Raw genomic sequence first — 23,188 nt, 5'->3', positions numbered from 1 at the left:
TTGGCATATTCGCCTCCTAAACGCATCATGTCATTCGATGTGTCCGGAAAACCGGGGGAAGCCCAGGCAGCGCAAACTTCATTTGGAGCTTGTTGTCGCTCTTGGCGATGCCTCGGTAGCGCACTGTCTCTTGCTCATGTTTCTCGTCCAAGTGAAGTCCACCTATCGATGTGTCCGGGGAGACTAGACCAGCACACATTTCATGCTCTGCTACCAAGTCAACATCCTGCGCAGCTCGAACGGAGATGCGGCCAATCAGGCCTGCAGGGGCGAGTAGCCCAAAAACTGAAATGCCTCTTTGGTGCTATATGCGGCGCCTAGGAGGTATTTTTGTTTCTGCGCTTAGATTGTGTGCACAGCGTTGATTGCTTCAATGTCTAATCATAGTTGTAAGAAATTGGAAAGGTATTTCTGATAGTATTCATTGATCATCAGGCTCAGGTCGCGTGATGATGCAGGCAAATTTACGCCGACCGTGAAATACATAAGTCGGCTTATTTGATTTCTATCAGGAGAGAATTTTGAAAAAATTTATTATTCTAGCTTCAGCTGCAATTTGTAGTGTAAATTTATATGCTAATGAGCAATCCACAACTGTAGATTTTTACGCTTCGAAAGAAGAGGCACTAGAAGCAGCAAACTTGGAGAAATTCAACACAAAAGAAAACATTGAATTAGTCTCAAAAATTTCAACAAACTTAGAAAAAATAAAAGCTAACCCTGAGTTAGGTTATGCTGGAACTTGGATCCGATATGATTCGGAAAATCGCGCAAAGCATGTTATAGCAATTTCGGGAAACACTGATGAAAGCAAACTAACTGAGTTAGTGCCTGCTCTAGAGATAGTTAATGTGAAATATAGCTATAAAGATTTAGAAGGAAAACGTAGTGAAATATTAAATATATTTAAACCTTATTCTAGCGAGAATAATCCACTAATCCTTAGTATTGCCATTAATGATGAGGAAAATAGGTTGATCGTCCGCACGATGAAGGAAAACTTCTCCATTGTGAATGAGATTTTGAGTAAATATGAATTTTCTTCAGATCTCTTTGATCTTGAAGAACAGTCTGCTCCTGCGAGATTTATGTGGGATCTTTATGGAGGCACTAAAATTGGCTCGACCACAGCTGGAACCAGTGCGATGTACCTCTGCAGTGCAGGATTCAATGTGCTTATTGATGGAATTTATCAAGGAAATGTAACGGCGGCTCATTGTTATGAACAGAATCGAGCTTGGAAAGATGTGCACTTTAATATGGGTGGGAGTCCGACGGGATCGAGAAAGGGAGGGTATATTGGGGAGTATTTGGCAAGTGGGATGCCATTTGCGATGGATGCTGTTCTCTTTGGGAACGTTAACCATGCTCATAATCTTCCGCCTGTGATGATGTATCAGAATAATACGGCAAGATGGGTAAACGATGTGGCGTCTCCAGTTATGGGGCAGACCGTATGCAGGTTTGGTGGGACAACTGGGTGGAGGTGTGGAGTTCAGAAATCAACTAATACAAGTGTCGCTATTAAAGGACGTTTGTATAATTTGGCTGAGGCTACATTCTGTGGGGGCGGTGGCGATTCTGGCGGCCCCGTAGTGAATAGTAATTTCAATGCGTTAGGCGTTTATACCGGGATTCTAGGAGCTTCAAATAATACCTGCGGCGCAGTTGTAGGTGGCGGCACAACAATTTCTATCTATCAACCGCTTATACCTTATTTTGCACATTTTAGCAATGTTAAGATAAAGCTTAATTGAAATTTATATAAATTAAATTAAAAAAATAGGGTGGTAGATTAATTTCTAACTGATTGTCTGGTTGAGGTTTTTGCTGGCCCTATTATTTTCTTTTGAAATTTCTATAGAGAAATCGCCGAAAATAACTGCGTTACCTACCTGTTAAGCAACTATTGTTGTGAAGTTTATGTTAGTGTTGCTCGGGGATGTGAAAATGATCGCATGTTCTGTGACTACTCCTAGGGATCCTCTGCAATACTCTCTGCCATGGTCTGAGCGCGGGCTTGGGCGATCCGCTGCGTTGTCTTCCTTGCCAATAGCTACGGCTATTGGCAAGGAAGACGCCTTGCGGCTCATCCCGATCCGCGCCTATCCCGATCCGCGCCTATCCCGATCCGCGCCTATCCCGATCCGCGCCTATCCCGCTGTGCGATGGTTTTGCAGAGCATCCCTAGGTGTCGCATCCCGTACGATCATAGGGCCGCTTATTGAACAGTTCAGGACGCGTTTGGTGCCACTGCTTCATAGCCCGAATGGGCGTTTTGCTTTGCAGCGGTGATTGCAGTAATTGGTGGTTGTACAAGGCCACGTAGCGCATCAGTGTTTGCTCCAAATCCTCGGCACTGTTAGAGCGGTGGGTGTTGAGGACATCAGAGATGCGGCCGTTGAAGCGTTCAACCATGCTGTTGGTTCTGGATGCCCGGGGCAGGGTCAGGCGATGCTCGATGCCCAGTTGCTCGCAAAGCAAGTCCAGCTCATGGTTGCCACTGGGCTCCTTTTGCCGACTGGCGAATAAGCGATCAGTGAACTCTTTGCCGTTGTCGGTGAGCAGCCTGGTTATCTTGATTGGACAGGCTTTATGCAGGGCTCTCAAAAATGCCTTGGCGCTCGCTGCCGTCTTGGCAGGCTTGATCTGCACGAACACCCAGCGCGTGGCCCTGCCGATGGCCACGAACAGATAGCGGCGCTTGGTCTCGTCCTGCATCTGAGACAAGTACTTCACATCCATGTGCAAATAGCTCTTAAAAGCCTTGTGCACCTCTTTGGGCTCAGCGGGCTTCAAAGCGTTGAGATTGCCCACGCCGTGCCTGCGCAGGCACCGGTTCAGGCCCGAGCGCGACACCGTGGTGCAGATGAACTCGCGGGTGACGGCTAGCAAGTCATCAAGCGGCAGTAGCAGGGCTCGGCGAAGGGGTACCACCAGCATTTCTTGCGCAGGTGTGAGCTGCGTCTACAGCCGATGAGCGGTATGAGAGCGGTCTTGCACGCTTTCACGCTTATTCCATTTGTAGACAGTCTGCTCGGTAATGCCAAAAAGCTGGGCAAGCACGCTGGCGGTCTCATCGCTGGCGGCGATCAGAGCACGCACTGCTGGGGCGGTGCGGGCATTCTTGTGCAAGGCTATTTGCATGACCGGCTCCCGGTGGACTGCACTGACTGTACAAGCTCACGCAGCACTTCGCGAGCTATGAACAAAGGATAGCGGTTTTTATCTATGCAATCGTCAGGGATGCGATACCGAGGATTGATGAATAATGCTGATATTTTTTTAAAATAGAGTCAGGCGATCGTTTTGATTTTCAATTAGAACATTTGACATATCAAATTTATCATAAACTAAAGTATTTTTAATTTTTTGAAAATTTTCAGCTTTTCCTCTAACTAGGATAAGACATTTTTTTTCGTCAATTCCTACGCTATAAATGATATCGGAAGACTTTAGGTATTTATAGGCGATTTCATTTTTTTTACTATTGATTTTATCTAGGGAGCATTGATTTTTATCTATTGAGTTGAATTGATGAAATAATTTAGTATCATTGTAGCTGTGATTGATCAAAATGGTAGAAATGAGTACTGTAAAAATCACACCGATAATATATGTGGTATTTGAAAATTTATACACAATGATCTTTCAAAAATTAACTTGTATATTAGAATATTTTGCTGAAAATCGTTCATGCATCTTAACTGATGCTGATGGGCTTAGCAATTGCCGGGGCAGCGGCATTCGGCTTTGTTCACAAATCCGGGCCGCAGCGTTAGTAGGCTCAGATGGTGATTGAGACGAACTGGGGACGGCGCAAGGAGTTCATCACAAACTGAAAGAGTTACAACGCAGCTTTGAAAGCGCGAGGGGAGCTGATCAGCTCCCTGAATAGGGATATGCAATGGCTGGCCGTTCCTAGCGATAAGCGTGTGTGTCGCCACATATGTATCGACCCAGCAGTTCCTGCACAGGTCAGGCCACTAATGCATACGCCTCAGCGGGAGTTTTCATCTTCAGCGCCTGGTGCGGGCGCTGGTGGTTGTAAAAGCCAATCCAGTCACCAATCACCCGGCTGGCGTTCTGCAGGCTCTCGAAGCGGTGTCGATGCACGCATTGCTCCTTGCGTGTTCGGATCACGCGTTCAACCATGCCATTTTGCTGTGGGCAATGTGGGGTGATGAATTCCTGGCGCAGCCCGTAACTTCTGACCAGCGCCGTGTAATGGCGACTGGTGAACACCAGTCCATTGCCTGAGCGCAGCAGCAACGGCTGGGGCACAGCCCCAAGCGTTCCGAATCGGGCGATAAGGGCCTGCCCCAGCGCACTGGCAGCCGTAGTGGCCCGGCCTGTGCGAGATAAGTGCCAGCCCAGCAACTCCTGCGTATGGCAGTCGATAACCAGGGCTAGAGATGCCCAGCCGTCTCGCCCAGCCCCGATACGGCACAGGTCCGTCGACAAACGCTCATTGGACGCCTTGGCCACAGAAGGTAAAGCCTGCACACGGGGCCGCATGCCAATGGCCCTCTTGCGTACCTGCTAGCCATGGATCTGGAAGATGCGCTGCACGGTGTTGTTGTTGAAACCCAGCAGATGCGCCACTGTCCGGTATCCGAACGACTAGTTCTCCTCGATCATCACCTTGATTGGCCGGGCAAACTGCGCATCGACCTTGGGCTTGGCTTTGACCGCTTGGTAGTAAACGGTGCGACGCGGTACTTCGAACCAGCGGCACAGCTGGCTCAGGCTGGCCGCCACCCATCATTGCGCAAGCCTTGCTGCGCGCGAAGGATCATTTCCCTTCCTCGTCCAGCAAAGCTTGCAGCGTTTTTCGCGCACGCAGCTCCAGCATCGCTTCACCGTAGGCCTGCTGCAGCAGCTGCAACTGGCGCTCATACTGCTCACGCACATCCTCTGGCTTGGCCCGCAAGGCGTTCTCCATACCGCGCTTGCCTTCATCCACCCAGCCTTCAACTTCAGACGGTGACAGGTCGTATGCCCGACTGGCCTCGGCCACAGTGGTTTTTGCCTGGATGATCTCTAATACCAGCGCACTCTTGCGCCTGGCCGTCCACCGTTTGATTTCGTCTTCTGTCTTCATCTTTCAGATCCCTTTTTTCCAAGTTTAGGACCTGTGCAGGTTTTTACTGGGTCAATACATGCATTCTCAAAAACCCAGGGCCCTTGATTCACGGTGATGGCCAAAGTGCTTTGCCCGCCAAGCTCTACTGCAGCTGAGAAGAATACCTTGCTGACGTTGGGCGCATCGGCTACCAAGCGCGAGGGCACTGGTGGTGACGGCATCGCAGTGGCAAAAGGCTCAGGCCTCGGACGCCTGCATGGGATAGAAGTGCCGGCAATCGCGCCAGTCCTGCACCGGCTGGTCGTCCAGATAAGTTGTCGGTTTTGGCAAAAATCCGGAAAAGAACTGGGCAATCCCAAGCTCATTGGCGGTGTGCCGGCAATAGTCGGCACCACCGGAGCTCCAGAGGTACAAGACCGCGCCTTCCAGGTGAAGACGCCGCACCTGTTCAAGCACCGACGGCATCGGAATTCTCTTGGATCCGACGGTACGCACCAAGGTGTCGTCAACATCGATAAATACTATTTTTTTCTGCATATTTTTAAGGCACCCAAGCGTGGATGGAGCCAGCATCGTAGACCAAGGACGGGCCGCCAGATAGGCCTTTTTACCGCTGCTTGCGTCCGCAGGGCATCGGCCAGATTAGATGTGTTCTACCCAAGGTTTGCGCTTGGCGACGCATCCCTGATAAAGCCACTGGGAACCCTGCCCAAGCGCTTGCAGAACATGGTCGAAAAGGCGCTGGGGCTGTCATAACCAAGGTCCAGCGCCACCTGCGTGACCGACTGCCCACCCGACAGCCTGGGGAGGGCCGCGAGCAAACAGGCCTGCTGGCGCCAGGCGCCAAAGCTCATGCCTGTTTGCTGCCGAAAGAAGCGATTGAAGCTGCGCAGGCTTTTGTGCAGCTGTTCGGCCCAGTCCTCTGGCGCGGCTTGTATCTGTGGTGCCTTCAAGAACGCCTTGCACAATGCAGCCAGCACCGCATCCTGCGGGATGGGCGCAAACAAGGGCATGGTCTGGGCCAGGCGCACCTCATGCAGCAGTAGCTGTGCCAGCGCGCCGTCGCGGCCATGTTCGTCATAGAGCGCGGGCAGCGCAATCGATGCCAGCAGCAACTGGTGCAGCAGTGGGCTGACCACCAGGGCCTCGCAGTGTTCGCCCTCGCGCGGCGCGGCAGCCGGTTCGATATACAGGCTGCGTGTGCTGACCCCTTGCATGCGTACCTTGTGCCGTTTGCCTGCCGGAATCCAGACGCCGCTGAACGGCGGTATCACCCAGGCGCCATCATCCGTCTCCACCTCCATCAAACCGCTCATTCCGTACAGCACCTGCGCACGGCGGTGGGTGTGGGTGTCCAGCAAGGTGCCGGGGCGGTAATCGGTGCTGATGGCCAGCAGAGGGCGGGGCACGGCGTCCACCGTATTGAGGGCGATGTTGTGCATTCCTGGATCTTGGCCTAAATGCGAGGGTGCTTGGCTGTTTGTTGAATGTCAGCCGCCGCATTTTTTTCTATCGTGGTGCTTTACCACCTTGGATGTCTGCTTCTCATGTATTTGCTGCTGCTGTGTTTTGGCGTTCTGGCCGGTGTGACCACCGTGCTGTTTGGTTTTGGGGGCGGCTTTGTGGTCGTGCCGCTGCTGTACTCGGTGCTGATCGGGGTCTACGGTGCCGATAGCAAGATGGGGCGCGCTGCGATGCATATCGCGGTCGCCACCTCTACCTGTGTGATGATTTTTGGTTCGGGCATGGCGAGCTGGCGGCACCACCAGGCCGGCACCTTGCCCTGGCGCCAGGTGCGGCCTCTGCTGTGCTATGTCGCCGTGGGCGCAATACCCGGTGCGATCGCGGCGCTGATGCTGAGCGGCAGCTGGATCCGCTGGGCCTTTATCTTCTATCTGGTCTTGACGATTCTGGACAGCCTGTTGCGCTCGGGCTTCACCCACAGCCATCGCAGCGAGATGCGCCCCATGGCCAAACCCGCTGCCGCTGCGGCCGGCCTGTCAATCGGTGCGATTGCTGCTTTTCTGGGCGTGGGCGGCAGTGTGATGACGGTGCCGCTGATGCGCCGGCGCGGCGCCAGCATGACGGCGGCCACGGCCGCAGCCAACCCGCTGTCGCTGCCGATGGCCATCGTGGGCACCGCCACCTATGCGCTGATGGCCTGGAACACCGCATCCTTGGGGGCCTGGCATCTGGGCTTTATCGATCTGCGCGCTTGTACCGCGTTGGTGCTGGGCTCCTGGATCGGAATCCGCACAACATCGCGATGGATTGGTAAGATCCCGGACGGCATCCATGCCAAGGTCTATATAGCTCTGCTGTGCGCCGTGCTTTTGGCGATGGTGCTTGGCTGACGGTATGGCTGGGCCGTTCGCGCCCATGCCGGCGCCCGCGCATGTGGGTGTTTTCCATCCTCAGGAGGTCCGCAAGTGTTCAAAAAACTTTCAGCAGTGTTGGTAGCTACGCTTGTCCTGGCTGGATGCGGATCCGCCCCATCGCAAAGCCGGGCCGAGGTGGACCAGGGGCGTTGCGCGGGCTATGGTTACCAGCCCGGAACCGACGCATTCGCCAAGTGCATGATGACCATCGATGTCGCGCGCGAAAAGCGTGATGCCCAGGACCATCCGAGCGATGCACGCATGAAGGCGCTGAGCATCGAGCGCAATGGCGATACGCGCTTTCCCATTTGCTCTGCAGCCGGTATGGACAACAACCTGGACACTTTCAACAACGCCTGGTATGGGCCGAACTGCCGTCAGCGATGAAGTGCTGCTGCCAGCAGCGCATACCGCCATACCGCGTCAACTGAACTGGTCGGTGTAGTAGCGCGCAGCACAGCAGGAACAGGCAAACAGAGATACTTCTTGAAGCGATTCGGGCGGGCCTTGGGTGTCGAATGTCCTGGGCCTTTTCCCCAGGCCCTTTTCCCAATACTGCTGCGATTGCTGCGTGGCCAGCAGCTGCTGAAAATCAATGGGTGACCCTGTGAATTCACACCAGGTGTCGCAGCAAAACGGCCAGTCAAAGCAGCCCTGCAGAAAATGCGGAATGCCGGGTAACTGGTTGAACGCGTGCCAAGCGCGGGCGGGGTCTTTGGCCAGGCTTTGAACAGTTTGTTCCACATCGCGTCGGTTAGACCGAACTACATTGCCGCCCTGGATGCAGTCGGCGCACAGGTAATACACCTCGGGTTCCTGTTGCGCCAGTTCTTCATCCGCCGCTAGGTGGGGCTGCACAATGGTTCCGGTATAGCCATAGACGGGTACACCGGCGCGCTCGCATTGCTGGCAGACCTCATTCGCGACGCTGCGCAGGGCAGCATCTGCAACATAGGTGAATACGGTTCCCATGGCCTGCCTTTCTCAGATGGCTTGTAGTATCGGCGAACTGCGCTCGGGGCATGCTCTCCACCAATCATCAACAAGACCGCGACAGTTCGTCGCTAGCATCGTTGCTTTCTATCTACCAGGGGGCGAGGAGTGAGCAAGGTTTTGAAGTGGGTAGCGCTCGCGGCGGTGGTTTCAGGTTGTGCATCCAAGCCTCAGTATGCGTGGCGCCAGCAAGGTGTCTCGCAGCACTAGGCGGAATCTGATCTGTCCAAATGCAAGTTCGATATTGAAAAGCGCGGCAACAGTGGCGACAAACGACGTCATCTGCTCAAGCTGTGCATGCAGGGCGAAGGCTATCGCTTTGTACGGGTGAACTAAAGAGCGAATGGACCGTTTGCGCTGAGGCGGTAGATATCTTGATCTGCTGTGCTTATTAAGCCGCCCTGCAACGGATACCAGAGCGCTTCGCAGCAGGCGCCCTCCATGCATCCAGCGGCATGCCAAAGCTTGCGGTAGCCGCGCCATGCGGGTCCAGGAGCGCAGGCGCCCTACGAGCTGCGAGACTCCGCGCTGGCGCTCCAGCACTGCCATTGCGCGGCCGGTCAGCCCCTCTTGGTGCGCTATCTTCGTCATGGTGCCCTTCAACCATTTGCCTCGCTCAAGGGTAACCCCTCAAAGTTCTACCCCCGAGACCAGGTGCAACGCTGCAGGACGGTGACAACCCAAATCGGGCAACGGTGCCCGCTTCTGGGCCGGTGAGCAGCGCTGGGTCCCATGCGAAGCCTTGGGCTGAAGAGCAGAAGGGGGCATGGCGCCAACGCCAGAACGCCGTGCAACCCTCCCCGGGTGCAGAGCCATGCGGAGGCATCGATTGGCGCACAAGCGCTGATGGAGCCGGCTAAGCCAGACCTGCACGCCGACCCGCATCGCAAAGGCTTTCCAGTGTCTCAAGGCCTGACCGCTGAGGACGGCTGCATGAAGCTCTGGGAAGTCGTGGCGCTGCGGGGAGGGGGCTTGGTTGGAAGCGGACCGTCCGGCAGCCTGCCAGGCTGCCCGGGATACTGCGAGGGTGACCGCCACCCAGCGCCAGGCATTGCTCGCGCTGTTCCACATCGGTGACCATCGCTGCCCATAGTGCTCAAGCTGGCGGCAGTTCTGAACCTGGCTGACAACGACCAGGCCTGCAGCCAACAGGCCAAGTGGACCATTCGACGGCCTGAGGCTGATGACGGGGCGGTAATGCCGATCCCACCCCATGCAAAGCGGTCCTTTGAAATACGAGGGTCAAGCCGATCAAAAAATTTACAAAAAATGCGACAAAAAACAGTTGTTAACAAATGTACAAAATATTACAATTGTAGTTTATTTAAATTTGTCGCTAAGGCGCGCTTATGTATTTCTATCAACGTGCAGCATTTGTCGTTTTTTCAGGGTTGTGCATGGCTACAGTGAATGCTGCCCCTGCCACCTACAATCCGGTGGGTGTGCAGCAAAACATTGCCGTGCAAACGGTAACGGACGGCGGATGGACGGAATGTTACAAAGAGACATTCGACAAAAATGGGAAATCCATCGAAGAAATATCCACCGCTTGTGGTGGCACGCAGCTCATGATGGCCTGTCGTCCCACCGGGGATACCAACCTGCAACTGGTGGCGCAAGCTCCCAAAGTTGACGTGATGACGGACACCGGCGAAGTTGACATGACTACCACTCACCAAGCCAATGGAGTTTCATGGTATTTCAATCCGAATTGGTCTTGGGGCTTTGCGGCAGCGGGGCAGGTCGTCACCAAAAGCAGTTGCGACACGCAAAATTCTTCGGGTGCAGGCAGTGAAACCCGCATGTGCATTCATACCGGCGGTGGCTCTTTGGAATCGGGTTACAGATGCGGGGCTACTACGCTGAATGGCAGGGCAACTTTTGAGCGTATCTTCTACACCGCCAACGCGGCTCCCACGGCCGCCAAGCCAGACCCTGTTTCCTCTGTGGGTGTTTCAAATGTGGGGGACCAAGCGCTGACCGTCAACTGGACAGCTCCGAGCGAGAATGGTTCGGTGATCACCAAGTACACCGTGACGGGCGTTCCTGGCGGATCTTGTGTCAGCGAGGTTGTTCCCCCTGCGACCACGCCTGAAACCAGCTGCACCGTCACTGGTCTTACCAACGGCACCTCCTACAAGTTTACGGTGGTGGCCACTAACGCCAATGGCGACAGCGCTCCCTCGCCTGAAAGTGCTGAAGCTGTGCCTAGCGCCGACCTTACCTTCAATGGTGGTGGCGCTAGCATTACGCTTGCTGGCGGCGTCGTTGCAGTCGCTTATTCCCAAGCGCTGCAGGTAACGGGCGGCCTGCCCCCATATACCTTCTCCGTGACAGGCGAATTGCCGCCTGGCCTGAGCCTCGACACGGCTAGCGGCGTGGTATCTGGAACGCCAACGACACCTGGCACATACAGCTTCTCGGTCATGGCTATGGATAGCGCGGTGCAACCTACGCTGGCGGAAAAAGCCGTCCATGTCGCTGAGCAGACCTTCACGATCGTGATCACTGCAGCACCCGTGGTCCAAATCCCCGCTACACCCGTACCCGCGCTGGGCGGCCTGGGTCTGATGCTACTGTCCGGAGTGGTTGCGGGCTCAATGGCTGTGATGCGCCGACGCAAATCGGTCTGATCCGGTAGCCCTCTTCGGAGGGCTTTTTGTTCATTTTTGAGAATGTGCCGCGTGATGGCAGATGAAATGCATGCAGCAAGATCCTCGAGGTGGTTGCGAACCTCGGCGGCGATCCTTGACAACGACAGGCCGAAGTCACTGCGCGGGGCATTCAACTGAACATCGATCGCTGGCTGAACGGGGACGACGGCGAACAAGCTTGCAAAGGGTGTTCAGATTATGTTTCCAGGCGGTTTAGGACGCGGAGCTTTCATTCATATTTCGCGTCATTCATTGCCGGTACAGATGGCCGCCGATTTCATGCAGTGAAAGCATCTCCCGCTCTGAGATGCTCCTCTCTATATCACTCATTGACACAGCCAAATGCGGTCCCGGAGAGTTCGCGTTACAAGGGATGTGCAGCTTGTCCATGCATTCGTCCTGAAGGTTTAGGCTCTCTATGTGAGGGTGTGGTTCAGTCATGTGATCCTCTTCTGGTGTAGTAGCTGAATAACTCCGACTGCTGGCGTGGCCAACCATAAAATGGCGGGAAATGAACCACCGGGCAAACGGGGAAGGTTTACGAAAGAGTTAGCGTGAGTCAGTGAAGTTGGCTTTAGGCGCCCCACGTTGGGGGCTGCCACCCTTTAGCCTTGGAAACTGATGCCATTCTTTTCATCTACCGGTCGGCTAGCCGACCGGATAACTTCATGTATGAACTGCAGCTTCGCCACTGCCTTTCGAGGCAGTACGAAAGGGTAGAAATCGGGCTGGCCCATGCTGCGAGTCAATTCATTCAGCGCATTGGTCAGGACGACCCACGTATTTAGGAAAGACAGGAAAAATTGCGCATCTTCGCGGTCCGGATCCCACAGATCTTCGAGGGTGTAAGGCTCGCTCTCGATTTCCACGTTGTTGGCATCAATGCCGAAGCTAACTGCTGTATCTACCGCATCGGCCATGTGGAGGTAATGGGCCCAGGTTTCCGCCCAGTCTTCCCACGGATGGGTGGTCGCATAGCTCGAGATGAAGTGAAGTGGCCAGTCGGGTGGTGGTCCATTCTTGTAATGGCGCTTCAGGGATTCGCTGTAGTCGATGGATTCATCACCGAACAACTCGCGATAGGGTGAATGCCACGATGTGTCGAGCACCAAGCGATCCCAGTAGTAGTGGCCCACCTCATGGCGAAAATGACCGAGTAATGTTCGATACGACTCGTGCATTTCGGCTCGTATTTTTTCCCGCTTGGCGTCATCCGCTTCAGCAATATTCAGGGTGATGCGGCCTTCGTCATGGCCGGTCAAGACCTTAGGTCCATCGGGAAGCTGCTCAAGCATATCGAACACCAGTCCGTTCGGTCTTACCTTCCGAGTTTCGATGGGTAAGGCCAGAGCGAGGAGTTGGGAGAGCAGTCGGCGCTTTGCCAGTTCCAGTCGTCCATACAGTTTGCGATTCACATCTTTGGAGAGGTCGGGGATGGTGCCCGTCGTACTGCAGGACAGGCATAACGAAGGTGTCAGATTGCGCGGCACCTGACGCTGCTCGGCTGTTCCGCCTGGGATAAGCCAGTTGCACGACGAAGAGGACAATAAATTGGCACATCGATGCACAATCCTGCCGCTCGTATCGTCTGCGATGGACCAATCACTTGAGGTAAGGCCGGGCTCGAGCGCTACCACCGCCCTCGATATGGGGTCGTATCCCAGTGAGCGACCACAGCTTAGACACTGAGAATTGCGAAGGAACACAGGCTTGCCGCAGATGCATCGATAGGAGCGGCTGGGTGTTAGGCTGACGCCAGAGGCTGGGTTAGTGGTCATGGAAGTGTCAAGGTGGTGGATCACCAATGTCTTTGATGACTCTTCAACCTTGCGTAGGCGTAAGTTGCGACTACATGTGCCGTTAACGCTGATCACCTATCGCATCTCTGCTCTCAAGCCTGTGCCCACACGTCGAAATCTTAATTTTCTGGGCCGAAGTTGAAGATGGGAAAATTCAACCGCGGTTTGCACCACCAATCCGTGCAGCCAAGAATAGAAAGAGCCTCCGGCAATTAAAAATTACGGAGGCTCAATTTTTTCATGAGTGCCGAGTAAAATTTACGCACCGATCCATGACATTGTTTGATGACGCCGCGTTGATATTGAAGATGTGTTTTCAACGAGTGTTCGGGCTTTGCCAAGAGGGGGCAGGCTGTTTCTTGATTTTATCTATGCCTTTGCCTGCTGTTGCAACCTCGTTGCAGCGTCTAATAATTGTGGCCCAGGTCGCATTTATGTGATCCTCTTGTTCGCTCTCGTTAAGAGAGTTGAAGGATTTCTTGTTTACCTCCGCTTCAAATTGCTGAATGGCAAGGTCACGTATCCCTCTCGACTCCAAGCGTTCATTCACGTATATCTTTCCAGCTGCTTGATAGGCTAGGTCTTTGTAGTTTGCTGCTTTGGGAACACCTGGTAGATCGCCGCCTTGTGCGTACATGTGTTGAAACAGCGCATGAGAATTGCAAATCATCATGGCATTTGCGAACTGCAGGCTGGGATTTTTCTCTTCGCTGGAGGCTGAGGTGTATCCATAGCTGCACAGGATCAAAAGTGTGACAAGACTCAGTCTTTTAAGCATAGGATTGCTACTCGGTAAATTAACACGCAACGAAATGTAAATAAGGCAAAGTATTGTGACGTGTGATTTTGCTAGCCTCCCCGGCGCCATTAGGGCACGGAGAGGCATTTATTGTTCACGGGTTAGCAGTTACTACATAAAAGCTAACTGGCGGTGGCTGCTGGAGCGATCCCCGTAAACGTTTCCCAGCCCCTTAGCCGACGCACTGGGAGAGTGTTGGGTGGACCTCATAACCACCCCATCCTAAGCGCACAGAACAGCCCCACCCATAGCAGCAGCAGGGCCACAAAAGTAGCCTTGATGTAGATTGGCCAGCTCAAGATCACCTGCCAGATGTTTTTGTTCTTCCATGCCATGTTCGGTCGTTGATTCGTTTCTAGGGCCTGCGCTAAGCAGAAAGCCGATTGGAGCGGCGAGGACAATAACTAGGCCTGTATGGGCAAATAGCCGATAAGAAATCCAGTCTATCGCAGCTCAATGCTCTTGGCCTGGTGTCCACCAAGGGATAGCTTCGAATCCCTGTTCAACTTCACCAGTCGCAAGCGGCTCAAAAATTAGTTCCGCAACTGGGTCTACGCCATCTTCGTAGCTCAGGGCGAATTGCCTCAAGGTAACTTGATAAATGCCAGATGGGATGGACAGCGTCAGATGGCTGCTTGTTATTGGTGGCTCGTCGGCGAACTGCGCTGACATAGTTAACTGGGTGTAGTCCGTGACATGAATCCCAGCGTGACCAACTTGGATGAGAGAGGCGGATTCTCTCAGGGCGGTTATCGGAGAACGTGTCGACGAAATGCGCAGAGGCTCGTTGGCTAGCTCTGGGCCGAGGTGAGCAACAAAGAGAGCGCCAGTGTTCAAATTTTTTAGGAAACACGGAATCAATTGATCCAGTGTCCAGTCTTCACCAATGAATCCGCTATACGCATCAGAACAAACCAGTGCTACGAATCCGTCTTCGTCAACCTCCGTTTGAAGTTCGAAGTTCAACTGAATCATTGAATCCCTCTTTTTAGTAAGTTTCCATTATGCTTGATACCTCAGCCGCAAAGCTATGCCTCCCCTGCACCACTACGGCACTGAACTGACCCCCAGAAGTTGGACACCGATCTAGCTTTCGGTAGGGTTGATGGGAAGATGTGACGAAGATTCCAAGCGGGCTGCGGTCCTGAACTATCTTGAGGGCAATAGAGGGTTCAAGACAGTTGCGCGTGAACATGACATAGATCCTTTTTTGCTTCGCCGGTAGGTCGAGGTGTACCGCGTGCATGGCGAAGCTGGACTTCGAAGAAAGAGTCAATGGGCTTCTTCGGAACCTTGTAATCCGAATTCTTCCACCTCAACAAGTTCTGCAGTGTGGCGCAGCTTCAAGAAGGTCTTCACGACTACATCCATTACTACAATCACCAACGCATCAAGCTAAAACTAAAGGGCCTGAGTCCGGTGCAGTACCCGATTCAGGCTTTCAGTCCCTAGCTTCCAATTGTCCAACTTCTTGGGGTCAATTCAATTTTCGAGCTTTTTTACTTTAGTTTTGCTTTAGTCGTATTCCGAAGCGACTAAGAGAATCCATTCAATACTTCCTTCGTGCTTTGGGTGCTGAGCGTGATTTTGGGGCGGGAAGGGGTCGTTAGCGTTGGCTGCTATTTCACTTTCGCAATTCGCGCATCGATAAATTCCCGAGTAAGGGACCGTAGAGCCAGGTTTGTGCTTCGCAGAAAAAGCTGCGCCTGCTTTGCTTTTGTGAACCCGGCGAACGTCAATATAAATAGCCATTTCTCTCCTCCATTAGTTGAGTCCGCATCTTATTTGTTGAACCTTACAAAGGTTGTAAGCTTCGTTTGTTGAATTTTTACAAATGTGCTGGGTTTTCTGCTGCAGCAAGCGCGGCCCGCACCCGAGCGGGTGCGGCATCTCCTACTGAGAGCTTCCCAGTGCTTGAAGAAGCGAACAGCAACCCCAGCCAATGAGGGTTGTCTGATGGGGTACGAATACCATGGCCAGCCAAGTGCTGGCTTTTCTTTCGGAGCAAGCGCATGGATACACGGCAAGCGTGGGTCACGGCTTTCGGGCTTCTGTTGCTGGCCCGCAGCTAAGCCGGCCAGCTGCCCGTAAAGGTAGACTGGCCAGCTCGCTGGTGTAGACAGTGTGAACGTCGGTTCTAAATTTGCATGCACTAAGATGGCCTACCGTAAGATTGAGTCAGCAAAGAAGCTGCTGGCCAAGGGCCTGTCGACTCGGGACGTAGGCAAGAAACTCGGTTTATCGGTTCCAACGCTGTACCGCCGGGTGCCAGCCTCTGCGCACGCTTAGCGTGCTTTATTGTCGTTTTCCGAGAGGACGCCTACTAAAATGAACCGCATTCGCACATTTCATGATCCAGAGACGGGGAAAACGTGGGGGACACGGATCGATGGGTTGAATGTCATCCTCGCCTCAGGTGGCTTGGGTAAGACGAAGGAGGTTGTCAAGCCACAAGCGGACGAGCCGGCCATGCGTCGCATTCTTGAAAAGGAAGAAGGTGTGCGGCTTCGCAAGGGCATGGTGCTTGCCGATCCCCATGCAATGGCCGGCTCACCCTGCATGCTGCGACATCTCGGTCGCGTATACACGGGCGCGCTGGCGATTGCAGAGTTCGACGGCGGCCTCCTGGTCAATCAATTCGAAGATGCCGGCCAAGGAGACGCGCTGTGGCGAATCGCACGGGATGGAAGCGCGGAACGACTGACGTTCGTTGGCGCGAATACCCTTGCGTGGAAGCTGATACCTGTTCCGACGCTGAACAAAGTGCTGTTTCTCGCTGACCATCAGATTCGGGCATGGGACCCGGCTACCAACGGCGTCGTTGAACTAACGCGGCGGAATGGGATGCCTGTGAGCTTTCTGGATAGCCAGGGTACGTTAGCGGCGTGGCATGAAGAGCCAGAACTCGTCGTGCGCGATCTGGCAACCGAGAAGGATCAATTTCGCTTGAAGGTCGAACCGGTGCTCTACTCAGGCCACAGTCCACAGCTCACCGGCGCACTATCTGCAGACGGATCGATGCTGGCACATTGCGCTCAGGCGGGGAGAATTTTAGTCCATGATGTTGCCAGCGGTACGATCCGCTTCACTATTAGCGGTGGCTTCGAGATGGTCAGCAAGCTCGTGTTCACACCCGACAATCGGCAGTTGATTGTCAAGGAGCTATACGGACGCTGGGGCCTGAAGGCCTACGATCTGGCCACGGGCGAACCAGCTACAGGATGGCCGGATTTGAATGATCTGGGTGATAGCGAGTTTGCGGTCGATAACGCGCGTGACCGTCTGGCTTTCTTCATCCATGACCGAGCACATGTGTACGAATGGTCGACTATGCGCAAGCACTCTGAGTTGCGGATCGATCAAGTTGTCAAGTCCGCCGCTCTTGCGTGGACGCACGACGGCTTGCTGGCCGTTCGAACTGATCTGGGTTGTGTCGGGATCTACCGGGTCGAATAAGAGTCTTCATGGACGCACCGTTTGGCGATTTTGCACAAATACCGTCCCCGGTTATTGTGTTGCATTGACCAGCTGAATCCATAGCCGTTAGCCGCAATCCCACCTTCGAATGGACCAGACGCAACAGCAGCCTCACAGGCCGGCTACCGGCTGGAAGCCGCCCCAGCACTTCCTCTGGCTGAGCTCAAGTCGCTCCGAGTTCAAACTTCAGTGATAAAAATTCAAAACTCGCGGAGAACCGACACCCGCAGGGGTCGACCGGTCAACCCGCGCGCGTAGTGAGTGTGAGCGTCGGTTCTCAATTTGCATGTAGTGAGAAAATTTGCAAGATCAATGAAGACCTACAAGAGGACACTGGTCGGCGCCACAGGCAAAAGAGGAGCGGAATGCAGTACGCACCTATGAAAAAAACCAGCTAACGACCTGCCAAAATAGGTCTAATTAATCTGGTTTTGTCCCGATCTTGTCCCGTTTGTGTTTTTATAGCGCTTATGCTATTGATTCCATTGCAGAATCATGGTCCCCCCGACAGGAATCGAACCTGTATCTAGCGCTTAGGAGGCACTCGTTCTATCCATTGAACTACGGAGAGGGGCAGTGGCCTATTGTAGAGGACTTGCCGGGCCTCCCAGCCAATCTGGCGGGGGACTGCATCCGCTGCACTGATCGGCGAGCGGGGCGCCCTGCCGCGCCGCTTGCTGCCCGGGCTGTAAGAAGTCGCGACTCCGGGCAAACTCCTGCGAAAGTGCAAAATTTCACAGCATGTTTCCTTTCCCTTCCACCCTACTCCCCACATTGGCGGCATTGAGCGACCGCTGGCAACCCATCGGTTCCGTGCAAACGCTGTACGTCAGAGCCGGCAAGGCGCCTGAGCCGCGATCGGTGGCAGAGGCCCAGGCCATCGGCGGCTATGGTCTGGCAGAGGATCGCCATGCGTCCATTTTGTCTCCCCGGCAGCTGCTGGTCGCAGACAACGGTGCCTACCGGCGCTGGGATTTTCCTGAAGGCATGCTCCGAGAGAATCTGCGGGTGGACTTCTCGACCCGGGGACTTGCCTCTGGAGATCTGCTGCGGATTGGCAGTGACGTGGTGCTTTGGATCACGTTTGTCTGTGAACCCTGCCGGCTGCTGGAGCGCAGGGCGCCGGGGATCGCTGCCAAGATCGGCCGAGACCGAGGCATGCTTGCCCGCGTGCTGCGAGGCGGAACCATCCGCCGTGGCGCAGAGATAGCGGTATGCCGCGCGATAGCGCCTGCGCTCAGCGACCAGTGGCAGCAGAGGGTCCAGCAGGTGGCCTGCGCGGTGCCCGAGGGCGCCTGGATCAGCTACCGGCAGCTGGCGGAGATGGCCGGCGTGCAAACGGCCTATTGCAGAGCTTTTCCCAAGGTCCTGGCACAGTTGCCAGCGCCTGTTGCCGCCAGGGTGCGGAGCCCGCGCAGTGGTGCAGGCGAGGCGCCCTGGTCCGGTGCTGGATTCTTTGGCATGGCCCAGGATTGACGCCTACTTGCCTGAGAAACGGCGGCCTCAACGTCGGCAGACCCACTGACAAACAAGCCCCGCCGTTGCGCAACGGCGGGGCTTGTCTTTGTGTGTTGCAAGCGGTCAGGGGCTCAATCAGTCATACCGCAGGGTGTAGATCAGATCCAGCGCGCTGGTAGTACCAGCGGAGCCGCGCAGCTGCAGATTGCGGGTGAAGTCATAGAAGATGTAGAGGGCGCCCAGGGTGCCGGCCAGGCCGGCTTCGTAGGTCACATACAGGTCCTGCGAGATGCGTTTGCCCAGGGACAGGCTGGCGGAGTCGCGGTCGGTACCGCCAAAGCCGATTTCGTCCAGGCCCAGGCCCTTGGCAATATTGCCGGTGATGCTCTCGCCCGAGCCGCCGCTGAGCAAGGCCAGCGCCGCCTGCTGCATCAGTGCGCTGCTGGCGCCACCTTCGGCTGGGTCGCGTCCCATCACCACCCAGGAGATCTTCTCCGCATCGGGCATTTCGGGGTTGGAGTACAGGCGCACGCGCGGCGCCTGTGCCGAGCCGCTGACCTGCACACCCGCCCGCACAGCGATGTTCGGACGCAGCGCCAGAATATCGAGCGAGGGGTTGTTGTACGGGCCATTGAAACGGATCAGGCCGGTTTCCACATTCAGCACCTGGCCCCAGGCGCGGTAGCGGCCTTCTTCGGTGCTGATGACGCCGGTGATACGCGGCATGCCGATGCCGGCGCCGCCGCTGCTTTGCACATTGAGCGTGCCAGTCAGGCGGGTGGTGATGCCATAGCCTTGCAGCGCGAAGTCGTGGCCCATGTCGAGCTTGACGTTCAGGATCAGCGGCTTGGCGGGTGTCACCTGGCCTGCAGGGGCATCGAGCTTGGCCTGGGCGGCCTTGGCCGCTTCCTGCTTGGCCTTCTCGGCAGCGGCTGCGCGGCTGGCCTTGGTGCTGACCACGACATCACTGCCAAGCTTGGGCGAGGATTCATCGGCCAGCATGATGCTGGCGCGGTCCACGGTCAGGTCCCCGGTGATGCTCATCTGGCCTTGCTGCAGCTGGCTGCGCACCTGGCCGGAGACGCTGACCTGGCGGTCGGCACGCACCAGCACCTGCAGGGCCTTGGCCTGGGTGCGGATGTCCATGCGGATATCGGGTGCAGCGCCGTTTTGCGGCATGGTCCAGCTGATGGTGCCGGTGGCATCCAGGGTACCGCCGCTGGTGGGCGCGGCCGTCAGGTTGCCGCTGTAGCCAGCAATGCGGGCACGGCTGCCTTCGCCGCCGTCAAAGTGCAGGCTTTGCAGCTCCAATGTATTGCCGTTGAGCTGCGCACGCAGGCTGCCGTTGCGCAGGTCCACGCCATCCAGCTGCGATTGGACGTGCATCTTGTCGGCGGTGATGGTGCCGCTCCAACGCGGGTCTTGCAGATTGCCCGCCAACTGCACATTGGCTGCCAGGCTGCCCGCTACGCGCCAGCCCGGGGGCGCAAAGCTGGCCCAGATGCCCAGGTCGGGCATTTGCGCCTGCACGCTGCCGCTCAGTGGCGCATCGGGGGCCACGGTGGCGCCCAGGTAGTTCTTGCCTTCGTACTGCAGCGCGGTTTGCACATCGGCCGTCAGCTGGCCGGCATTGACCGAATCCCACTGCACGCGGCTGCGCACCTGGCGGTCTTGCACGGTCACTTCCACCTTGGCAGTGCGGATGCGCGCGATGACGGTCTGGCCCTCTGCCGAGAAGGCCTTGGAGATGGCGCCTTCCTTGCCACTGGAGTGGAAGGTCACGTTCTTCGGCGCACTGCCCTGGGTGTGCAGCTGCAGATCGCCACTGGCGCGCTCGATCTCGAGCTTGGCATTGAGGCCGTTTTGCGTGTTGACATCCCAGCGGCCCTGGACGACGAGGTCCGAATCGAGCGGGCTGTGTTTTTGCGCCTGGCTCGGATCGGGCTTTTGAAAGGCGCGTATCCAGCGCACAGGCAGGCCTTGCAGGGTGCCCGTGCTTTGCAGTTGCACAGCCTTGTCCGCCCCCTGGCTGAACTGCAAGGGGTTCCATTGCAAGGTGACCGTGCCGGGCTGGGGGCCGGTCAGCTGCAACTGGCTGGCGCCGGTGCTGACGCGCAGGGGCTGGCTGCCTGCCGGCAGCTGCAGTTGGAAGTCCAGCGGCTGCTGCAGCTGTACCTGCCAGGGCTCCTTGTTGGGCGGCAGCGTGGCGCGGGCTTGCAGTTTGCTCAAGGCGCCACTCCACCGCTGGGCGGCCGTGCTGTTGGCCGCCAGGCTGACCTGGGCGGCCATTTGCTGCTCGCCATGCTGGGCTTGCGTGCGCAGGTCCAGTTGCACCTTTTTGAGGTTGCCGACCAGGGCCAGCTCGGTATCGCGCAGCTGCCACAAGTCGGCGGCATCGGCGCTGGGGCGCACGCTCAGCTGCGGGGTGGTGATGCTGGCATCGAGTGCAAAGGGCTGGCCACCAGAGGGAATGCCCTCTGGCAATCGGGCCAGCAGGCCGGCCTGCTGCAGCTGGCGCAGCGCATCGCCATAACCGCCGCTAAAGCGCAGCTTGGCATCCAGGCTGCCCTGGGCCAGCATGCCCTCGGGCAGCGCCTGGGCCATGCCCGGCACCTTGCGCAGCCACTGCAGCAGTTGCTCGGCGCTGCTCAGCCGCAGCGCGACATTGCCCTGGCCTTGCTGAGGCGTGGCCTGGGCCTTGGCCTCCAGGTTGGCACCGGGCGCCTGCACGGACAGCTCGCCCGCGCCGCTGCGCTGGTCGATATTGGCCGTGAGCTGCTTGGCGTTGATGTGGGCACCCAGCGCATCAATCTGCGCACTTTGCAGCTGCAGTTCGGGCGCTTTCCACTGACCCTTGGCTACCACGCGGTCGATCGGCAAGCTGGTGCTGGCCGCCGTGGCCTTGGCCGGCGTGCGGCGGTCGGAGGTGATGTTGGCGTCAAAAACAATGGCCTCGTTCTGCGACTGGGCAGACAGGGTGCCAGATAGCGGTGCACTGTCGATGCGGGTATCGACCAGCGCCGGGTTGATGGCGCGCAGTGCTGCCTGGATGCCTGCATGGTGGTCGGCCAGGCGGTAGTGGCCTTGGGCCGTCAGGCTGCCGCTGCCCAGTTGCACCTGGCTGCCGTCGAGGACATCCACGCGCTGGCCGTCAAACAGCGCATGGGTCTGCACGGCACTCACGGGCAGGAGCTGGTGGTTGATGGGGCCGGGCAGGGCGTTGCTGATATCGACCTGGATATCCAGCGGCACCGGCAGCAGCGCTGGGGGCGTGGCGGGGGCGGCATCCTGGGCATCGGCGGCGGTGGTTGCGTCGGCTTTGTTGGCCGTGGGGTCCACCGGCACATCCACCAGCGCTGGCGCGGGATGGGCGGCATGGGTGCTGCTGACCAGCTCCGGCGCAGCCTCGCTCACCGCCAACTGGCCGTTGAGCAAGGTGGTCGGCAGGCTGGGTAAGAAGGCGCCCAGGTTGACGCTTTGCAGCTGGGCCTGTGCGGGGCCCAGCGGCCAGGGGCGCCAGGGGTAGACGGTGGCATCCACATTGGCCTGCATGGGCGCGGCACCGGCCAGTGCTTGGGCAGCGCGGGCAGCCTGGGCCTTGGCGGCTTTCTCTTGCGCGGAAGGTGGCTTGGGCGCAGTCTTTTTGTTGCCGGCGGGTGGTGCGGGTTTGGTGTCCGCTGGTTGGGCGGCTGCAGCGGGCAGCTGGGGGTTGACCTGGGCCTGCACGCGCAAGGCGGCATCCAGGCCCGACAAGGTGCCCGAAACCTGCACACCGGCATCAGCCAGGATGGCGGGCAGGGTGGCAGTGGCGGGCTGGTCGAGCTGGGCTTTTAGATCGGCGTTGATCTGCATGGGGGCCAGCGCATCCACATCGGCCTTCAGCTGCAGGTTGCTATTGAAGGCTTGGACCTGGTCGATCTGCAGCTGGTGCTTGTCGGCCGCATAGAGGTAGTGGCCCTGCAATTGCGTGACGGTGATGGGCTGCGGCGCGGCCCAGACGATCTCGTCCACGCTGAAAGGCACTTCCAGCACGCGCAGCGGCAGCGGTAATTGCTCCAAAGGCTTGGTTGGCTCTTTGGGTTTGTCGATGCCCGACGGCGTGATGGTGAGCTTGGCGATATGGATGGGCGCCAGGCGCAGCTCGCGGTCCAGAATCTTGTCCAGGCTCCAGCCGATGGTGGCCTGGTCGACTTGGACGCTGATCGACGGGTTGCTCCACTGCAACTGGCCAATGCTGCCGCCGCCGCGCAGGCTGCCTTGCACATCCTGGGCTTGCAGTTGCATGTCGGCCGGCAAAAAGCGCTGGGCCAGGGTGATCGTGCGGGCGAGCGAATCGTTCTGCCCGGTCCACCACCAGGCGCCGCCCAGCAAGGCGGCCAGCAGCACGATGAGGGCGATCAGCAGCCACAGCAGGTAGCGCGCGGCACGGCGCAGCCCGCTGCGCTTTTTGGGAGAAGTGGGCCCAGAAGACGGGCGGCTGGGCGGCGACGCCGCTGGCGCTGCGGCGCTGGCCGGGGGTGCAATAGCGTGTGTATCTGCCATGT

18 protein-coding genes, 1 tRNA gene and 4 pseudogenes are annotated in these 23,188 nt (G+C 56.8%); 9 read left to right on the top strand and 14 right to left on the bottom strand.

Annotated features, from left to right (window positions below):
* Positions 1-521 precede the first annotated feature (521 nt).
* Positions 522-1,757, top strand: a complete 1,236-nt coding sequence (locus LPW39_RS13010; protein WP_230775448.1) for a S1 family peptidase — start codon at positions 522-524, stop codon at positions 1,755-1,757.
* A 430-nt stretch (positions 1,758-2,187) separates the two neighbouring features.
* Here the strand turns inward: LPW39_RS13010 and LPW39_RS13005 are convergent.
* Both LPW39_RS13005 and LPW39_RS13000 read right to left on the bottom strand, forming a co-directional pair.
* Positions 2,188-3,147 (bottom strand): annotated as a pseudogene (locus tag LPW39_RS13005) (IS481 family transposase).
* Between the two features lie 138 nt (positions 3,148-3,285).
* Positions 3,286-3,642 (bottom strand): hypothetical protein, encoded by a 357-nt coding sequence (locus tag LPW39_RS13000; protein ID WP_230775446.1) that lies wholly within the window; start codon positions 3,640-3,642, stop codon positions 3,286-3,288.
* 149 nt (positions 3,643-3,791) lie between these two features.
* Between LPW39_RS13000 and LPW39_RS12995 the strand changes: the two are divergent.
* Positions 3,792-3,935, top strand: a pseudogene (locus LPW39_RS12995) (IS5/IS1182 family transposase); the annotation flags it as partial.
* Positions 3,936-3,978: 43 nt separating this feature from the next.
* Here LPW39_RS12995 and LPW39_RS12990 read toward each other — a convergent pair.
* From LPW39_RS12990 to LPW39_RS12970, 5 genes are all read right to left on the bottom strand, one after another.
* The gene (locus LPW39_RS12990) at positions 3,979-4,518 is read right to left on the bottom strand and encodes an integrase core domain-containing protein (RefSeq protein WP_230775444.1); all 540 of its coding nucleotides are present in this window, start codon (positions 4,516-4,518) and stop codon (positions 3,979-3,981) included.
* A 105-nt stretch (positions 4,519-4,623) separates the two neighbouring features.
* A complete protein-coding gene (locus LPW39_RS12985; protein WP_230775442.1) occupies positions 4,624-4,761 on the bottom strand; it encodes a hypothetical protein in 138 nt (45 codons plus the stop codon).
* Positions 4,762-4,795: 34 nt separating this feature from the next.
* A complete protein-coding gene (locus LPW39_RS12980; RefSeq protein WP_230775440.1) occupies positions 4,796-5,104 on the bottom strand; it encodes a DUF1153 domain-containing protein in 309 nt (102 codons plus the stop codon).
* 219 nt (positions 5,105-5,323) lie between these two features.
* Positions 5,324-5,659: a DUF705 domain-containing protein gene (locus LPW39_RS12975; protein ID WP_230775438.1), complete on the bottom strand. Its 336-nt coding sequence runs from the start codon at positions 5,657-5,659 to the stop codon at positions 5,324-5,326.
* A gap of 80 nt (positions 5,660-5,739) precedes the next feature.
* A complete protein-coding gene (locus LPW39_RS12970) occupies positions 5,740-6,528 on the bottom strand; it encodes an AraC family transcriptional regulator (protein ID WP_230775436.1) in 789 nt (262 codons plus the stop codon).
* Positions 6,529-6,633: 105 nt separating this feature from the next.
* Between LPW39_RS12970 and LPW39_RS12965 the strand changes: the two genes are divergently transcribed.
* Together LPW39_RS12965 and LPW39_RS12960 are read left to right on the top strand one after the other, a co-directional pair.
* The gene (locus LPW39_RS12965) at positions 6,634-7,440 is read left to right on the top strand and encodes a sulfite exporter TauE/SafE family protein (protein WP_230775434.1); all 807 of its coding nucleotides are present in this window, start codon (positions 6,634-6,636) and stop codon (positions 7,438-7,440) included.
* Positions 7,441-7,515: 75 nt separating this feature from the next.
* Positions 7,516-7,851 (top strand): hypothetical protein, encoded by a 336-nt coding sequence (locus LPW39_RS12960; RefSeq protein ID WP_230775432.1) that lies wholly within the window; start codon positions 7,516-7,518, stop codon positions 7,849-7,851.
* Between the two features lie 36 nt (positions 7,852-7,887).
* Here the strand turns inward: LPW39_RS12960 and LPW39_RS12955 are convergent, their stop codons facing one another.
* Positions 7,888-8,436 carry a hypothetical protein gene (locus LPW39_RS12955; protein ID WP_230775430.1) on the bottom strand — a complete coding sequence of 183 codons (549 nt, stop codon included), beginning with the start codon at positions 8,434-8,436 and terminating at the stop codon, positions 7,888-7,890.
* A 1,370-nt stretch (positions 8,437-9,806) separates the two neighbouring features.
* Between LPW39_RS12955 and LPW39_RS12950 the strand changes: the two genes are divergently transcribed.
* Positions 9,807-11,090, top strand: coding sequence for a fibronectin type III domain-containing protein (locus tag LPW39_RS12950; RefSeq protein WP_230775428.1), 1,284 nt, complete (start codon positions 9,807-9,809; stop codon positions 11,088-11,090).
* Positions 11,091-11,716: 626 nt separating this feature from the next.
* On the opposite strand, the gene LPW39_RS12945 is transcribed toward LPW39_RS12950, so the two are convergent.
* The 4 genes from LPW39_RS12945 to LPW39_RS12935 form a co-directional block, all read right to left on the bottom strand.
* A complete protein-coding gene (locus LPW39_RS12945) occupies positions 11,717-12,889 on the bottom strand; it encodes a zinc-binding metallopeptidase family protein (RefSeq protein ID WP_230775420.1) in 1,173 nt (390 codons plus the stop codon).
* A gap of 337 nt (positions 12,890-13,226) precedes the next feature.
* A complete protein-coding gene (locus LPW39_RS12940; RefSeq protein ID WP_230775418.1) occupies positions 13,227-13,688 on the bottom strand; it encodes a hypothetical protein in 462 nt (153 codons plus the stop codon).
* A gap of 227 nt (positions 13,689-13,915) precedes the next feature.
* Positions 13,916-14,044, bottom strand: coding sequence for a hypothetical protein (locus LPW39_RS23455; protein WP_269075820.1), 129 nt, complete (start codon positions 14,042-14,044; stop codon positions 13,916-13,918).
* 118 nt (positions 14,045-14,162) lie between these two features.
* Entirely contained in the window at positions 14,163-14,684 is a 522-nt protein-coding gene (locus tag LPW39_RS12935; RefSeq protein WP_230775416.1) for a hypothetical protein, read from the bottom strand.
* A 306-nt stretch (positions 14,685-14,990) separates the two neighbouring features.
* On the opposite strand from LPW39_RS12935, the pseudogene LPW39_RS12930 reads away from it, so the two are divergent.
* From LPW39_RS12930 to LPW39_RS12920, 3 genes and pseudogenes are all read left to right on the top strand, one after another.
* Positions 14,991-15,161: pseudogene (locus LPW39_RS12930) on the top strand (IS3 family transposase); the annotation flags it as partial.
* A gap of 702 nt (positions 15,162-15,863) precedes the next feature.
* Positions 15,864-15,998, top strand: a pseudogene (locus LPW39_RS12925) (helix-turn-helix domain-containing protein); the annotation flags it as partial.
* Positions 15,999-16,037: 39 nt separating this feature from the next.
* Positions 16,038-17,165: a WD40 repeat domain-containing protein gene (locus tag LPW39_RS12920; protein WP_230775414.1), complete on the top strand. Its 1,128-nt coding sequence runs from the start codon at positions 16,038-16,040 to the stop codon at positions 17,163-17,165.
* A gap of 517 nt (positions 17,166-17,682) precedes the next feature.
* On the opposite strand, the gene LPW39_RS12915 is transcribed toward LPW39_RS12920, so the two are convergent.
* Positions 17,683-17,757, bottom strand: a tRNA-Arg gene (locus LPW39_RS12915).
* 170 nt (positions 17,758-17,927) lie between these two features.
* On the opposite strand from LPW39_RS12915, the gene LPW39_RS12910 reads away from it, so the two are divergent.
* Positions 17,928-18,662 (top strand): MOSC domain-containing protein, encoded by a 735-nt coding sequence (locus LPW39_RS12910; RefSeq protein WP_230775412.1) that lies wholly within the window; start codon positions 17,928-17,930, stop codon positions 18,660-18,662.
* Positions 18,663-18,779: 117 nt separating this feature from the next.
* On the opposite strand, the gene LPW39_RS12905 is transcribed toward LPW39_RS12910, so the two are convergent.
* Positions 18,780-23,186 (bottom strand): translocation/assembly module TamB domain-containing protein, encoded by a 4,407-nt coding sequence (locus LPW39_RS12905; RefSeq protein WP_230775410.1) that lies wholly within the window; start codon positions 23,184-23,186, stop codon positions 18,780-18,782.
* Between the last annotated feature and the right edge of the window lie 2 nt (positions 23,187-23,188).

The sequence above is a fragment of the Comamonas koreensis genome (assembly GCF_021026195.1).
Taxonomy (GTDB): Bacteria; Pseudomonadota; Gammaproteobacteria; order Burkholderiales; family Burkholderiaceae_C; genus Comamonas; species Comamonas koreensis.
The sequence above is the reverse complement of the archived record's forward strand: the minus strand, read 5'-3'. Positions and strand labels throughout refer to the sequence as shown.

What these genes read in the sequence shown, in the direction of transcription:
- LPW39_RS12905 (WP_230775410.1), bottom strand. Translation starts at nt 23,186, where the DNA reads ATGGCAGATACACACGCTATTGCACCCCCGGCCAGCGCCGCAGCGCCA.
- LPW39_RS12940 (WP_230775418.1), bottom strand. Translation starts at nt 13,688, where the DNA reads ATGCTTAAAAGACTGAGTCTTGTCACACTTTTGATCCTGTGCAGCTAT.
- LPW39_RS12920 (WP_230775414.1), top strand. Translation starts at nt 16,038, where the DNA reads ATGAACCGCATTCGCACATTTCATGATCCAGAGACGGGGAAAACGTGG.
- LPW39_RS12965 (WP_230775434.1), top strand. Translation starts at nt 6,634, where the DNA reads ATGTATTTGCTGCTGCTGTGTTTTGGCGTTCTGGCCGGTGTGACCACC.
- LPW39_RS12950 (WP_230775428.1), top strand. Translation starts at nt 9,807, where the DNA reads ATGTATTTCTATCAACGTGCAGCATTTGTCGTTTTTTCAGGGTTGTGC.
- LPW39_RS12975 (WP_230775438.1), bottom strand. Translation starts at nt 5,659, where the DNA reads ATGCTGGCTCCATCCACGCTTGGGTGCCTTAAAAATATGCAGAAAAAA.
- LPW39_RS23455 (WP_269075820.1), bottom strand. Translation starts at nt 14,044, where the DNA reads ATGGCATGGAAGAACAAAAACATCTGGCAGGTGATCTTGAGCTGGCCA.
- LPW39_RS12970 (WP_230775436.1), bottom strand. Translation starts at nt 6,528, where the DNA reads ATGCACAACATCGCCCTCAATACGGTGGACGCCGTGCCCCGCCCTCTG.
- LPW39_RS12910 (WP_230775412.1), top strand. Translation starts at nt 17,928, where the DNA reads ATGTTTCCTTTCCCTTCCACCCTACTCCCCACATTGGCGGCATTGAGC.
- LPW39_RS12935 (WP_230775416.1), bottom strand. Translation starts at nt 14,684, where the DNA reads ATGATTCAGTTGAACTTCGAACTTCAAACGGAGGTTGACGAAGACGGA.
- LPW39_RS12980 (WP_230775440.1), bottom strand. Translation starts at nt 5,104, where the DNA reads ATGAAGACAGAAGACGAAATCAAACGGTGGACGGCCAGGCGCAAGAGT.
- LPW39_RS12955 (WP_230775430.1), bottom strand. Translation starts at nt 8,436, where the DNA reads ATGGGAACCGTATTCACCTATGTTGCAGATGCTGCCCTGCGCAGCGTC.
- LPW39_RS12945 (WP_230775420.1), bottom strand. Translation starts at nt 12,889, where the DNA reads ATGACCACTAACCCAGCCTCTGGCGTCAGCCTAACACCCAGCCGCTCC.
- LPW39_RS12990 (WP_230775444.1), bottom strand. Translation starts at nt 4,518, where the DNA reads ATGCGGCCCCGTGTGCAGGCTTTACCTTCTGTGGCCAAGGCGTCCAAT.